This is a genomic window from Clostridium intestinale DSM 6191 (assembly GCF_900130055.1).
Taxonomy (GTDB): Bacteria; Bacillota; Clostridia; order Clostridiales; family Clostridiaceae; genus Clostridium_T; species Clostridium_T intestinale.
Genome location: NZ_FQXU01000011.1, coordinates 74,367 through 87,089, shown reverse-complemented (window position 1 = coordinate 87,089; position 12,723 = coordinate 74,367). Strand labels below are relative to the sequence as shown.

The window sequence follows — 12,723 nt, the reverse complement described above, 5'->3', positions numbered from 1 at the left end:
TTTTTATGTATTATTTTATTAAATCTTAGCTATAGCATCTTCATAAGATTTTACAAGTATAACTTGTCCCATGAAATCATTTGAATCAGCTCTCTTATTTTGCATGTTAGTTATAGCACTTTCTGGAACTACAAAGAATTTATTCTTAAATTTAGTTACTGTGTATATTTCCATTACTGATTGTAATACATCAACAGCATCTGCAGGAGTAGTTTTTACTTCTTTTGAATCGATTATTAAATTGTATGATGCCGTGTTTACACTTCCAAAAGTATCTTTTAACTTTTGAAGTATTTCTAAAGCTTCTGCTCTAGCGATCATTCCTTTACAAACTACATAGATTACACTTTTCTCTTTGTTTACTTCGATATTATTCATTTAACTCTCTCCTTTTAATTCGCAAATTATTTATATTAAATATATTTTCATATATTTTAATTCTTTAATGATTTAAGTCTGTCCATAATTGGAGCTGGTTCAGTTCCATCTGTTATTATCTCAATAACACAAGGCCCATTTAAATCTTTAGTAAAATCATCAATCTTTATTATGTCCTCAATACTCTCAATTCTCATAGATTTTACTCCAACTGCATTCATCATATCAGCTATTGAAACTCTCTCTTGTTTAAATACTTCTAAACTTCTGCCATATAAAAACTTATGACCATGATCAACATAGGCAAGCATTGAATTGTTGATTATAAAATATATAATTGGCATATTATTTTCTTTAGCAGTTAAAATTTCTGTTCCATTCATAAAGAATGAACCATCGCCTGAAAATACAGCCACAGGTCTGTTTTCTTCTACTAAATATGCTCCAACAGCTCCACCTATTGCTGACCCCATAGCAGCATAGTTAAGATTCACTTCAAAATTTCCTTCTTCAGGTATGTTTAAATATTTGAACACAAAGTTCATATGCTCTCCTAAATCAGAAAGATAAAGGGTATTTTTAGGAACAAATTCTGTGATTCTATCTAAAAATAATCTTAAAGAAACACCTGTATGATTTTTTACATAATCACCATTAAGTTCTGGTCTAATCTCAGGCTCTTCAGCGGATTTTTGTGTGTTTCTAATTAACTCCGGTACTACTTGTCTTAAATCTCCATGAATTTTTAAATCTTCATCAAAAACTTTACCAAGTTCTTTCTTATCCCAATCAACATGAATAACTTTTTTACCTTCTATAAGTTTAGTATTAAAGTTACATGTTGCTGATTCACCAAGGCTTGTTCCAAGAATTAGTAAACAGTCAACCTCTCCTGAATAAGCTAGATTTAACGCTGCATCAGTACTTGAATATCCAAAATTACCATAATTCAATTTATAGGTAGAAGGTATAACCCCTTTTCCTTCTGGTGTAGTTATAATTGGCCAATTAAGATGTTTACTTAATTCAACTACTTCATCTCCAAGTCTTCTACATCCTTTACCTACCATTATTACTCCATGTTTAGAATTATTTATTATATCCGTAGCTTCCTTAATATCATTAGGATTAGCTTCGATAATCTTATCACTTGGATTCAAAAAGTCCCAGTTTATATCGTCTTCAAACTGCATAAGCTGAATATCTAATGGTATAGAAATATGTACAGGTCCATGTGGCGGCGTAAGTGCAATAGTTATAGCTTTCTTAAGACTCTCTATAACCTTATTTTCATCAAGAATAGTTTCACTATATTTTGTGATAGGTTTTAATATATTTTCTGTATCAAGTTCTTGCAGTGCTCCTTTACCTATTTGCCAGCGGTTAACATATCCTGAAATAATAAGAACTGGTGCTTTTGCTCTAGCTGCATCAGCGATACCATTGATCATATTATTAACTCCTACTGCTCCCGCTACTATGCAAACCCCTAACTTTCCTGATATATTTGCATATCTAGCAGCTGCATATGCTGCTCCTGCTTCATTTTTGGTTACAATAGGTAATATATCTTCATCATTCATTGCATCATAAATTGGACTTACTGTTCCCGCAGGAATACCAAAAACATGCTTAACATCAGCTGCTTTTAAACACTTCAATATTGAATTACTTATTCTCATCTCAAATTCTCCTAACTTATAGCTTATCCTTGTAGTCATTTACTAATTTTACACACTCATCTATTTCTTCTTGAGTAAAATTATGAATTTCATTAATAGATACTGTACATACTATTCCTTCAACTTCATCATTTTTGATTACAGGTATAATTAAATTACTATCTACTCCAAAGAAAAAGAAAGCTTCTGATGACCTGGTATCATTTTTTGTGTCTGAAATAGCAACATATTCTTTAGTTCTTACAATTTCCTGTAATACAAAAGTATCTTTTATATACACTGGATTTGCATAATGCCCACTTTTCCATTTATCAATACCTAAAGTATCAGTACTTGTCTTATGAATAGGATTAAGTTTTCCTTCTTTGATTTGATGGTACGCAACATCCTTTAAACTTGTTACTTTGCTTATTTTCTCAAATAATTCATCTAAAATATCATATGCCATAATCTAACCCTTTCAACTACCTTTTTATGTATTAATTATTTTTCATCTAACAGTACCATAAGCTCTTTCCATCTTCCTGATATAGCTGATGTAACTGTAGTGATTTCCTCTGTTCCTGCAGCTAATTCTTCTATGCATCCTTTAACCTCTTCAACACCTGATGCTATCTGTTGTATGCTTGCAGATTCCTCCATTGTTGTAGCAGATATTTCTTGAACTACACTAGTTAATTCATCAACAGACTCCATAACTTCCCTACGAGATTCATCTTGAAGCCTTGTGCTCTCTGTTACTGAAACCGCATACTGGTTAGTTTTATCTACTACAGATAAAATTTTACTAATAGAATCTCCACTAGCTTTAACTAGAGACATTCCAGTTTCCAACTCCTCAAGTCCTTTATTTGACTTGTCCACTGCTTCTTTAATATCTAATTGTATTTTTCTAATTATATCCCCAATGCTTGTTGTTGCATCCTTACTTCTATCTGATAATTCCTTTATAGATCTTGCAACAACTGCAAAACCTCTACCATATTCTCCAGCTCTAGCAGCCTCAATACTTGCATTTAATGATAGCATGTTAGTTTGATTAGCTATATTTTTTATTACTTCAATTATTTTGCCTATTTCCTCAGCTGATTTACCTAATACAAGTATAGAATCGGCCAAATCTCTTATCCTAGTTGAAACATTATTCATTTCACTAATAGCAGTAGTAATTATTTCATTACCATCACTAACAGCAACTCTTGCATTACCTGATTCCTTAGTAAGAACTTCCGCTGCTTCTGCAACCTCAGCTATAGAATCAGTTAATACGCTTATTGTTGCATGTATGGTTGACACAAAATTCGAAGCCTGTTGAATATTTTCCGCTGTCTGTTCTATTCCACTTGACATCTCTTCCATAGAAGCCGATAACTGTTCAATGCTTACTGCTTGGCTTTCTGTGAAATTTGATAATTCACTAATTGAAACACTAACTTCTTCAGTACTGCTATTTAATTCCCTACAAATTTCTAAAGCTTCATCATTATTTTTTGCTTTTGAAATATCACTTATTTTTTGCACTTGTAACTTTTCTTCTTCATTTTCTTTATTAATTGATTTATTATTTTTCTTATTTGAGATAATCATAAAACAAACATAAAAAATAATTGCTACTAAAATACTCAATAATAAAGAACTAACAGTAATGTTTCTTAATCCAATGCCTGATTCTGCATTAAAATATCCTAAATCCTTAAGCATAGCCATTCCTCTAAGATAATTAAAAACAGCTTGAATTAAAATGATTGCAAATGTACTACCTATCCAAAGTAAAATCATAGACTTTTTTGAATTTTTCAAGTTATTTCCTCCCATAGCCAATTTATTTTAATTATATATTTTAATACAATGACCTTTACTTAACATTCCAAATTTTCATAAACCTTGAATCTAAAAATCAAAAAAAAGATAACACTAAGAAATGCTATCTTTGACATGCATTAACTTAGCAACCTGGCAATCATAGGATACCCCGTTAGACCCATAGCTTTGCGTCCTTACTTTTCAATAAGTTTGCCTTTTTTAAGTTTTTAAAGAATTTCACTATTTAAGTATACCACAATTTCTCACAATTACAATAAATTACGAAGGATATTTTGGAATATTAAGTATTATTTTGTCATTATTTAATATTTAATGTAAATTTGTTGATTAATTATCACTTGATTTTAGTAAAAGTCTCATTTATATTCATCATCAAAAGTAATATTATTTCTTTCTTCGTAAGCATTATTAGATACTTTAATCTCTCCATCCCCCCTAACTAAGCTTACTGACTTAGATTTCCTTTTTATTCAACTAAAATGATTAGACTGACGCTGGGAAGCGCGTCTACCAAATAAATGTGTATGGTTATTCTACTTTATGGTTTGTCAACTTTATGGTTATTCCACTTTACGGTTATTCCACTATACAGCTATTCCACTTTATGGTTTGTCGACTATATGGCTGTTCCACTATATGGTTCTTTTACTATACGGTTGTTCTACTTTATGGCCAATAATCTAACAGGAATCTAATGAAGTTCTTCGAACTTCTACAGATCAGCAGTTAAAAGGATTAGACTGACGCTGAGAATCGCGTCTACCGAATAGCGGTGCAAGTCTCATTAAATTACTTTTTATTTTCTTCAACTAAATGATTTGATGAAGCTGGGGAACGCTTCTACAGGGCATAGGTGTACATCTCTATTCCTCAACTTCCCTACATCTCTACTCCTCTACTTCCCTACGGCTCTCCTTCTCTAAAGTTCTCCTTCTCTACTTCTCTACTTCTCTACTCCTCTATAGTTTCATAAAATTCCTTTAGCTAATTAACTTGAGTTTGTAAAACAAAAATATCCCTATACTGTAGCTGCTATTTTACAGTATAGGGACTCTTATTTTATTAATTAAATTATATTAATTCCACTTTCATCAAGTATTTTTAATATGCCTTTATCCGGTTTTTCTTCAGTAATTATAGTGTCTATATCTTCAAGCTTTGCGAAGTTATAGGAGCCATCTAAGTTAAATTTCTCATTTTCTATTAATGCATATACTTTTTTTGAGTGATTCATTATTGCCTTTTTTGTATTTCCTTCTTCTAGATCAAAATTACTTAGAGTGCCTTCATGTACATTAACTCCACAGCTTCCTATAAAAGCTTTATCCGCTCTATATCTAGAGATATTTTCAATAGCTGTAGAACCTATTACCCCTCCTAGGGTTTTATTATATGTACCTCCAATACAAAGTAACTCAGTCTCCACATTATCATTAATTAGTGCAGATATTTCTACCATATTTGTTACTAGAGTAACTTTTTTATTTCTTTCTATTATTAGTTTTGCTAAAAGATAATTAATACTTGATATGTCTAAAAATATTACTTCTCCATCTTTGATTTCATTAAATGCTTTCTCTATCAATGTATTTTTTATGTTGGTATTTTTTATAAGTCTCGTTTGAATACTTGAACTTTCGCTTTTTCCTCTTTCAAGAATAGCTCCTCCGTAAGTTCTCTTTAACTTTCCTTCCTTCTCAAGTCTTTGCAAATCCTTTCTAATTGCAGGTTCAGACATATCAAATCTTTCGCTTAAGTCTTTAACATATACCCTTCCCTCTTCTTTTAATATATCTATAATTTTATTTAATCTCTCTTCAATAAACATTTTTCAACCACCTTAATTGATACTAAGTAATAACAATTGATATACCCTATATTTTATAGCATAAGCAAGCAAAAATAAAGATTTTTCTCTATTTATGAATATTGACCTTTGGTATTAAATAACATAAAATGATAATAAACAGTAATAAATGATATTGAATATACTATTAAGGGAGATGAATTGTTTTGAGGAGCACTCTAGTATGTGAAATAGAACATTATGCTATCCATGATGGACCTGGTATTAGAACCGTAGTTTTTCTTAAAGGTTGCCCACTTAGATGCCTTTGGTGTAGTAATCCTGAGACTCAGAGAAAAGAAAATGAGCTTTATTACAATAAATCCAGCTGTATAAACTGCGGTGCTTGTATTAAGGCATGTAAAGAAAATGCCTTAAATATTTCCTCTGAAGGTATGGTCATAAACAGAAATAAATGTACTGGCTGCGACCTTTGTGTAAAGTTTTGCCCTACCTCTTCTTTAAAACTTGTAGCTAAAACTATGACTGTTGATGATGTTTTTAATGAAGTTATGAAAGACTTCTTATTCTATAACCAATCTGGTGGAGGGGTAACTGTTTCTGGTGGTGAGGCTTTAATGAATGTTGACTTTGTTTTAGATCTTTTTAAACTTTTAAAGGAAAATTATGTACATACCACCTTAGAAACTACAGGCTTCGGAGATACGGATAAATTAAAAAATTTAAGTTTGTACACAGATCTTTTCCTATTTGACTTAAAACATGTGGATAAGTATACCCATAAAACTCTTACTGGAGTGGATAACTCTCTTATCTTAAAAAATCTTCAGCTTTTAAAAGATTTAAATAAGGAAGTAATTATTAGAATTCCTTTAATCACTAATCTAAATGACAGTATAGAAAATATTCAAAACTCCATAAATATAGCTAAAGAAAATAATATAAAAGAAATTCACCTTCTGCCTTATCATACTCTAGGTCTTGATAAATATAGACGACTTCAGAAAAATTATAATCTAGACCATATCGATAAGCCTATACCTGAATATCTTAATAAGCTTAAAACTCTCATAGAAGAGTCAAAAATAAAATGTATTATAGGGGGATAAGTATTATGAAACAATATGAAATTAAAAGTGAAAGAATAAAAAAACTAAGAGAATCTGTACTTTCACAAACTCCAATGGTATGCATAGAAAGAGCTAGATTTGTTACAGAAGCCTATAAAGAAAATGAAGCTGAGCCTGTATATATTAAAAGGGCTAGAGCTTTAGAAAAAACTTTAAAAAACATGCACATATATATTAAAGAAGGTGAATTAATAGTAGGAAATCAAGCTTCAGAGGAAAGAACTGCTCCAGTATTTCCAGAGTATGCTGTTGATTGGATGGAAAAAGAACTTTTAGAAAAAGGTAATTTCAACACAAGAGATGGTGATAATTTTTATTTGCCAGAACAGCATAAAGAGGAACTTTTAGAAATTATACAATATTGGAAGGGAAAAACCTTAAAGGATAAATGTATGGTGATTATGCCAGAAGAGGTTAAAGTAGCATCCGAAATAAAGGTTATCCACGGAGAAGGAAATATGACTTCAGGAGATGGACATATAGTTCCTGATTTTGAGAAGGCTTTAAGATTAGGTTTAAGTGGAATCATAAAAGAAACTGAAGAAAGATTATCTAGGGTTGATATAAGTGAAAATGATGCTTTTAGAGAAATTGCTTTCCTTAAATCTATTGTTATAGTTAATAAAAGTATCATAGAATTTGGAGAAAGATATTCAGCTCTTACTTATGATTTAAGTTTAAAAGAGAAGGATGAAAATAGAAAAACTGAACTTCTTAAAATATCAGAAGTCTGCAAAAATGTTCCTAAAAATCCTCCTAAAAACTTCTATGAAGCTGTGCAGATGATATGGTTTGTGCACTTAGCAATTCAAATAGAAAGTAATGGTCACTCTGCATCTTTAGGAAGAGCAGATCAATATCTTTATAAATATTATAAAAATGATAATTTAGATAAGGACTTTGCAAAAGAACTTCTTCAATGCTTATGGATAAAGCTCTATTCCATACTTAAAATAAGGTCAACCTCTCATTCAGGTTATGGAGCTGGTTACCCAACTTATCAAAACGTGACTATAGGTGGTTCTAATTCTGATTATTCAGATGCAGTAAATGAATTAAGCTTTTTAATTCTAGAAAGTGTGGGTGAAGCAAAACTTACTCAACCTAACCTTTCTGCAAGAGTTCATTTAAACACTTCTGAGAAATTTTTAAGAGAATGTACTGAAGTAATTTCAACTGGTTTTGGTATGCCTGCCCTTCATAATGACGAGATTATAATTCCTGCTTTATTAAATAAAGGAGTAAGTCTTAAAGATGCCTTCAACTATACTATGGTTGGATGTGTTGAGGTCGCTGTTCCAGGAAAATGGGGATATAGATGTACTGGAATGACTTTTTTAAATCTTCTAAAAGCTTTTGAGCTTACTATAAATGATGGTTTAGATAAAAGAACCGGCTATACTCTTTTAAAGGGAAATGGAAGTCTAAAAGATTTTACTGATTACACTTCTCTATGGAAAGCATGGGAAAAGAATATTGAATATTATACTAAACTTTCCGTAGTATCAGATAAAATAGCAGACACTATGCTTTTAGAATATCCAGATATTTTTTGCTCTTCCTTAATAGATGACTGTATAGAAAGAGCTAAAACAGCTAAAGAAGGTGGTGCGGTTTATGATATAGTGTCAGGACTTCAGGTTGGGCTTTCTAATGCAGCAAACTGTTTTGCTGCATTAAAGAAAGTTGTGTACGAGGATAAAGCTCTTACCTTAGAAGAGGTCATAAATGCTATAGAAACTGATTTCTCAGGACTTAAAGGAGAAAAGATAAGAACCTTATTAGAAAATGCTCCTAAGTACGGAAATGACATTGACTATGTTGATTCCATAGCTTCAGATATTTATGATACCTATATTAATGAAATTTCCAAGTATAAAAATACTAGGTTTGGTAAAGGTCCTATTGGCGGCAGTTATGGTTTATCAACCTCTGGTATTTCCTCAAATGTTCCTATGGGTTGTGTTACAGGTGCTACCCCTGATGGAAGAAAAGCATGGACTCCTGCAGCTGAAGGTTGTTCTCCAGTTCAAGGAACAGATATTAAAGGACCAACTTCAGTGCTTAAAACTATATCAAAACTTCCTAACATTCTAATGACTGGGGGACAATTATTAAATGTAAGATTTTCACCTGACTTAATAAATAATGATATCGGATTTCAAAAATTCCTTATGTTTATTAAAAGCTTTATAGCCATAAAAGGATGGCATATTCAATTTAATATAATGTCAACTGAAACTTTAATAAGCGCTCAAAAGAACCCTGAGGAGTATAGAGATATAATAGTAAGGGTTGCCGGATACTGTGCACAATTTATAACTTTAGATCCTACTACTCAAAACGACATAATAAGCCGAACTCAGCAGAGATTCTAATCTATATCCCCTAGAGGCGCTCTCTCATAGTTCAATGAGGCTTAACTAACTTTGATAATATTCTACTTAGGTATATAATTGATATGAGATTAAAATATGCTACGGAAGGATATTATTGAAGGTGCAAAAATGAAGTTTATTCGAAAAGATGTTATTAGCTTAACCCTACCAATATTGGCTGAACAATTATTCGTAATGTCCATGGGAATGATTAATACAATGATGGCTGGTCATATAGGAAAAGAGGCAGTTTCTGCAATTGGTATGGTTGATTCCATAAACAATATAGTAATTGCCTTTTTCTCTGCCCTTGCAGTTGGTGGAATGGTAGTTGTTGCTCAATTCGTAGGACAATCTAACATAAAAAAAGCAAATGCCTCCATGAAGCAAGCCCTTTACTCTTCTATACTTATATCAATATCTATTACTCTACTTATGTTTATCTTTAAGAAGCTTATTCTTTCTTTCCTATTTGGATCTGCTGAAGCTGAAGTTATACGTTCAGCAAATATATATTTATCTATTACTCTATTGACTTATCCCTTAATCACAATGGATCTTCTTTGCAACGGAATCTTAAGAGGTGCTGGTGACACTAAAACCCCTATGAAGATAACCATATTTATGAATGTAATGAACGTTGTTTTTACTTTTGCATTTATAAATATTTTTAGCTTTGGAATAGTAGGCGCTGCTTTAGGTATAGCCCTAGCTAGAAGTATAGGTGCCTTTATTGTTCTTGGCGTATTATTAAGAGGTTCAAGTATACTTAAACTAACAGACCTTAAAAAATTTAAATTTGATTTAACTCTATTAAAACCAATTTTTTCAGTGGGTGTACCTGCTAGTATAGAATCCTTAGTTTTTAATGGAGGTAAGTTAATAACTCAAGTATTTATAGTAGGCATGGGGACAGCCTCCATTGCTGCAAATACTATAACTAGCTCTATTGGTGGAATGCTTAATATTCCTGGAAATGCCTTATGCATAGCTGCTACAGCATTAGTTGGTCAACATATGGGTAAAGGTGAAACCGATGAAGCAAGCGATACTTTAGGTTATATAACCAAGCTATCAACTGTTTCTTTAATTGCTATGGCTTTAGCATTTTTACCTTTCTCAGGGTTAATCCCTAGATTGTATACAAGTGATCCAGAAATAATTAACTTAGCAAGACGTGTGTGTATACTATATTCACTATGTATTCCTATGTGGTCTATCTCCTTTGTTCTTCCTGCTGGGTTAAAAGGAGCTGGAGATGCAAAATACACAATGGTTACTGCACTTATAGGAATGTGGCTATTTAGAATTACTCTTGGTTATTTTTTAGGAATCACCTTAAATCTTGGACTTATAGGAGTTTGGAGCGGAATGTTTATTGACTGGACCGTAAGGGGAACTCTCTACTTTATAAGATTTAAAAGAGGTAAGTGGAAAGAGAAACTAGTAATAGCAAGATTAGCTTGCTAACAAAATAGCTGCAATACTAAACAATTAGTAGGCAGCTTTTTCTATTACCCCAAAAAATATATATTTTTATAAATAAACTAAGGTATGTTCCTTAAACTCTCCATAAACAGCTTAAACGCATCTATCCCTATTCCAATAAAAGCTGCTAGGGCTAGAACCGCCATTATCCAAAAGATTACACCAACCTTCGGTCTTTTTATTTCCACAAAAGGAGCGTTTGTACTTTCTCTTAAATACCTTATCATATCTAAAAAAATTTCTTTATTTTCTTTTTCAAAAGGTCTTGGAAAAACATTTTTTCCATCTTTAAAGTTTAAGGAAATTGTGTCGCACTTTTTCCATAAATCAGTAAAGCTCTCTAAATTATTTATATCATTACTATACTCCTCTAAAACTTCGTAAAAATGATCCAACCTAAAAACAAAAATTCTCTTATTAGTTACAAGCAAGCCCATATAAATAGCTACCTTTCCGCCCCAATCACCTACATACCTTGCAAATATTTTTTTCTCAAGATAACTTTGAAGAACCATCATTTTATATTTAATATTTTCATCTTTTTCTAAATAACTTTTAATCTTTCTCTCTAATTCTATAAAAGCTATATTTCTTAACACCCTATCGTTTTTTATTTTATATAAATCCTCTCCAATAGAATTACTTCTACTAATAGCCTTTTCTTCTAAATTTTTAATTTCTTCTTCACTATATTCAACAGAGTTTAAAAGTTCTAATACCTCTCTATCATTCATTAATCTCACCAACTATCTTTTTTAATTTTTTCCTAGCCCTAGATATTCTAGTATAGATATACTCTTCTGAGAAACCCGCATCCTTAGATATTTCCTTAATTGACTCTCCTCTAAGATATCTTTTAATAAATATATTCCTATCTTTCTTATCTAGTGTGTTTAGAAGTTCATTAATCAACTCCAAGTTTTCTATTCTTTCTAATTCATTTTCCTGATTGCTTACTAACTCATCATCATATTCTATATTCTGATTGTGCTTTAAATTTTTCTTCTTAATGTCTATTGCCTTATATCTAGTTATGGCGATTATCCAATTCTTAAAACTGCCTTTATCTAAGTTGAAGCAATCTATATTAAACCAAATAGCCGTAAACACTTCATTATAACAATCTTCTATACTTTCCTTTTCGTAAGGCTCTATTAATATAGTTCCTGCTATATAATATATCAACTTACCATAGATATCCATTAGCTTCATAAGACTTTCTTTATCTCTTTTAATTATGCCTTTTATGAGAGCACTTTCCTGGTTACCCGTCACTATCATCACCTCTTTTAATATCCTAATTTCCTTTTCATTTATTTATTCTTTAATTAATACACTAATCTGTCATCAATTAATAAAATATATTACTTTATATGTGTATATTTTATTTCACAATCAGTTAAATAAAAACATAATATAACAAGATGATATATTTTTTTTAATAGTATATCTTAATTTTTTAATATTCGGAGGAATACCATGAGTAATATAGCTTTACAAATTGAACGTTTAGCTGGAGGTAATGTAGATTCTGGCTCAAGTCTTATATTTGATACGGTAGTCTATAGTTCTGGAAATATTTCATACAACTCAGGTACTGGCGTAATAACCTTCAATGAAGCTGGAAGATATGTTTTAGATTGGTGGGTAGCCACTCAAACATCTACTAGTCCAAGTTTTGTTGTATTTACTGCTGTTTCATCGCAAGGTGATAATCTTGAAGGAAATTCTCCTACCAAAACCGGGGAAGTCGTTGGAGTTGGTATTGTTGATGTAACAGTAGCTCCTGTAACATTAACACTGGATTATACTGGTTCAGGAACTGCTATTCTTGGCACATCTGTGCCTGTTAAGGCAACTTTAGTTATAATACAAGATGATATTGTTGCTACAAGTGCTACCGGTGCTACCGGTATTACTGGAGCTACCGGTGTTACTGGTGCAACAGGTGCAACTGGAGCTACTGGTGCTACCGGCGTTACTGGTCCAACAGGTGCCACTGGAGCTACTGGTGTTACCGGAGCTACTGGAGCAAC

Annotated in this window: 10 protein-coding genes, 1 pseudogene and 1 riboswitch; of the genes and pseudogenes, 4 read left to right on the top strand and 7 right to left on the bottom strand. The window is 31.6% G+C overall.

From position 1 onward, the window contains the following. Positions 1 to 18: 18 nt before the first annotated feature. From BUA92_RS16740 to BUA92_RS16720, 5 genes are all read right to left on the bottom strand, one after another. Positions 19 to 378: a hypothetical protein gene (locus BUA92_RS16740; RefSeq protein ID WP_021800276.1), complete on the bottom strand. Its 360-nt coding sequence runs from the start codon at positions 376 to 378 to the stop codon at positions 19 to 21. Positions 379 to 434: 56 nt separating this feature from the next. Continuing rightward, on the bottom strand, positions 435 to 2,060 hold the full coding sequence (locus BUA92_RS16735; RefSeq protein WP_073021459.1) for a thiamine pyrophosphate-binding protein: 1,626 nt from the start codon (positions 2,058 to 2,060) through the stop codon (positions 435 to 437). 16 nt (positions 2,061 to 2,076) lie between these two features. Then, the gene (locus tag BUA92_RS16730; protein ID WP_073021457.1) at positions 2,077 to 2,508 is read right to left on the bottom strand and encodes a GAF domain-containing protein; all 432 of its coding nucleotides are present in this window, start codon (positions 2,506 to 2,508) and stop codon (positions 2,077 to 2,079) included. A 35-nt stretch (positions 2,509 to 2,543) separates the two neighbouring features. Further along, a complete protein-coding gene (locus BUA92_RS16725; protein ID WP_073021455.1) occupies positions 2,544 to 3,860 on the bottom strand; it encodes a methyl-accepting chemotaxis protein in 1,317 nt (438 codons plus the stop codon). A gap of 144 nt (positions 3,861 to 4,004) precedes the next feature. After that, positions 4,005 to 4,088: riboswitch (cyclic di-GMP riboswitch) on the bottom strand. 862 nt (positions 4,089 to 4,950) lie between these two features. Beyond that, on the bottom strand, positions 4,951 to 5,712 hold the full coding sequence (locus BUA92_RS16720) for a DeoR/GlpR family DNA-binding transcription regulator (protein WP_073021453.1): 762 nt from the start codon (positions 5,710 to 5,712) through the stop codon (positions 4,951 to 4,953). A gap of 185 nt (positions 5,713 to 5,897) precedes the next feature. Here BUA92_RS16720 and BUA92_RS16715 point away from each other — a divergent pair, with 185 nt between their 5' ends. The 3 genes from BUA92_RS16715 (at position 5,898) to BUA92_RS16705 (ending at position 10,669) form a co-directional block, all read left to right on the top strand. Then, positions 5,898 to 6,800 (top strand): glycyl-radical enzyme activating protein, encoded by a 903-nt coding sequence (locus BUA92_RS16715; RefSeq protein ID WP_073021451.1) that lies wholly within the window; start codon positions 5,898 to 5,900, stop codon positions 6,798 to 6,800. A gap of 5 nt (positions 6,801 to 6,805) precedes the next feature. Then, positions 6,806 to 9,199, top strand: a complete 2,394-nt coding sequence (locus tag BUA92_RS16710; RefSeq protein WP_073021448.1) for a glycyl radical protein — start codon at positions 6,806 to 6,808, stop codon at positions 9,197 to 9,199. Positions 9,200 to 9,328: 129 nt separating this feature from the next. Next, a complete protein-coding gene (locus BUA92_RS16705; RefSeq protein WP_073021597.1) occupies positions 9,329 to 10,669 on the top strand; it encodes an MATE family efflux transporter in 1,341 nt (446 codons plus the stop codon). A gap of 77 nt (positions 10,670 to 10,746) precedes the next feature. On the opposite strand, the gene BUA92_RS16700 is transcribed toward BUA92_RS16705, so the two are convergent. After that, positions 10,747 to 11,421, bottom strand: coding sequence for a hypothetical protein (locus BUA92_RS16700; RefSeq protein WP_073021446.1), 675 nt, complete (start codon positions 11,419 to 11,421; stop codon positions 10,747 to 10,749). Next, positions 11,414 to 11,962 carry a sigma-70 family RNA polymerase sigma factor gene (locus tag BUA92_RS16695; RefSeq protein WP_175550922.1) on the bottom strand — a complete coding sequence of 183 codons (549 nt, stop codon included), beginning with the start codon at positions 11,960 to 11,962 and terminating at the stop codon, positions 11,414 to 11,416. Before BUA92_RS16695 ends, BUA92_RS16700 begins: the two co-directional genes overlap by 8 nt. A 204-nt stretch (positions 11,963 to 12,166) precedes the next feature. Between BUA92_RS16695 and BUA92_RS23625 the strand changes: the two are divergent. After that, positions 12,167 to 12,723: pseudogene (locus tag BUA92_RS23625) on the top strand (hypothetical protein); the annotation flags it as partial.

What these genes read in the sequence shown, in the direction of transcription:
- BUA92_RS16740 (WP_021800276.1), bottom strand. Translation starts at nt 378, where the DNA reads ATGAATAATATCGAAGTAAACAAAGAGAAAAGTGTAATCTATGTAGTT.
- BUA92_RS16735 (WP_073021459.1), bottom strand. Translation starts at nt 2,060, where the DNA reads ATGAGAATAAGTAATTCAATATTGAAGTGTTTAAAAGCAGCTGATGTT.
- BUA92_RS16730 (WP_073021457.1), bottom strand. Translation starts at nt 2,508, where the DNA reads ATGGCATATGATATTTTAGATGAATTATTTGAGAAAATAAGCAAAGTA.
- BUA92_RS16720 (WP_073021453.1), bottom strand. Translation starts at nt 5,712, where the DNA reads ATGTTTATTGAAGAGAGATTAAATAAAATTATAGATATATTAAAAGAA.
- BUA92_RS16710 (WP_073021448.1), top strand. Translation starts at nt 6,806, where the DNA reads ATGAAACAATATGAAATTAAAAGTGAAAGAATAAAAAAACTAAGAGAA.
- BUA92_RS16705 (WP_073021597.1), top strand. Translation starts at nt 9,329, where the DNA reads ATGAAGTTTATTCGAAAAGATGTTATTAGCTTAACCCTACCAATATTG.
- BUA92_RS16700 (WP_073021446.1), bottom strand. Translation starts at nt 11,421, where the DNA reads ATGAATGATAGAGAGGTATTAGAACTTTTAAACTCTGTTGAATATAGT.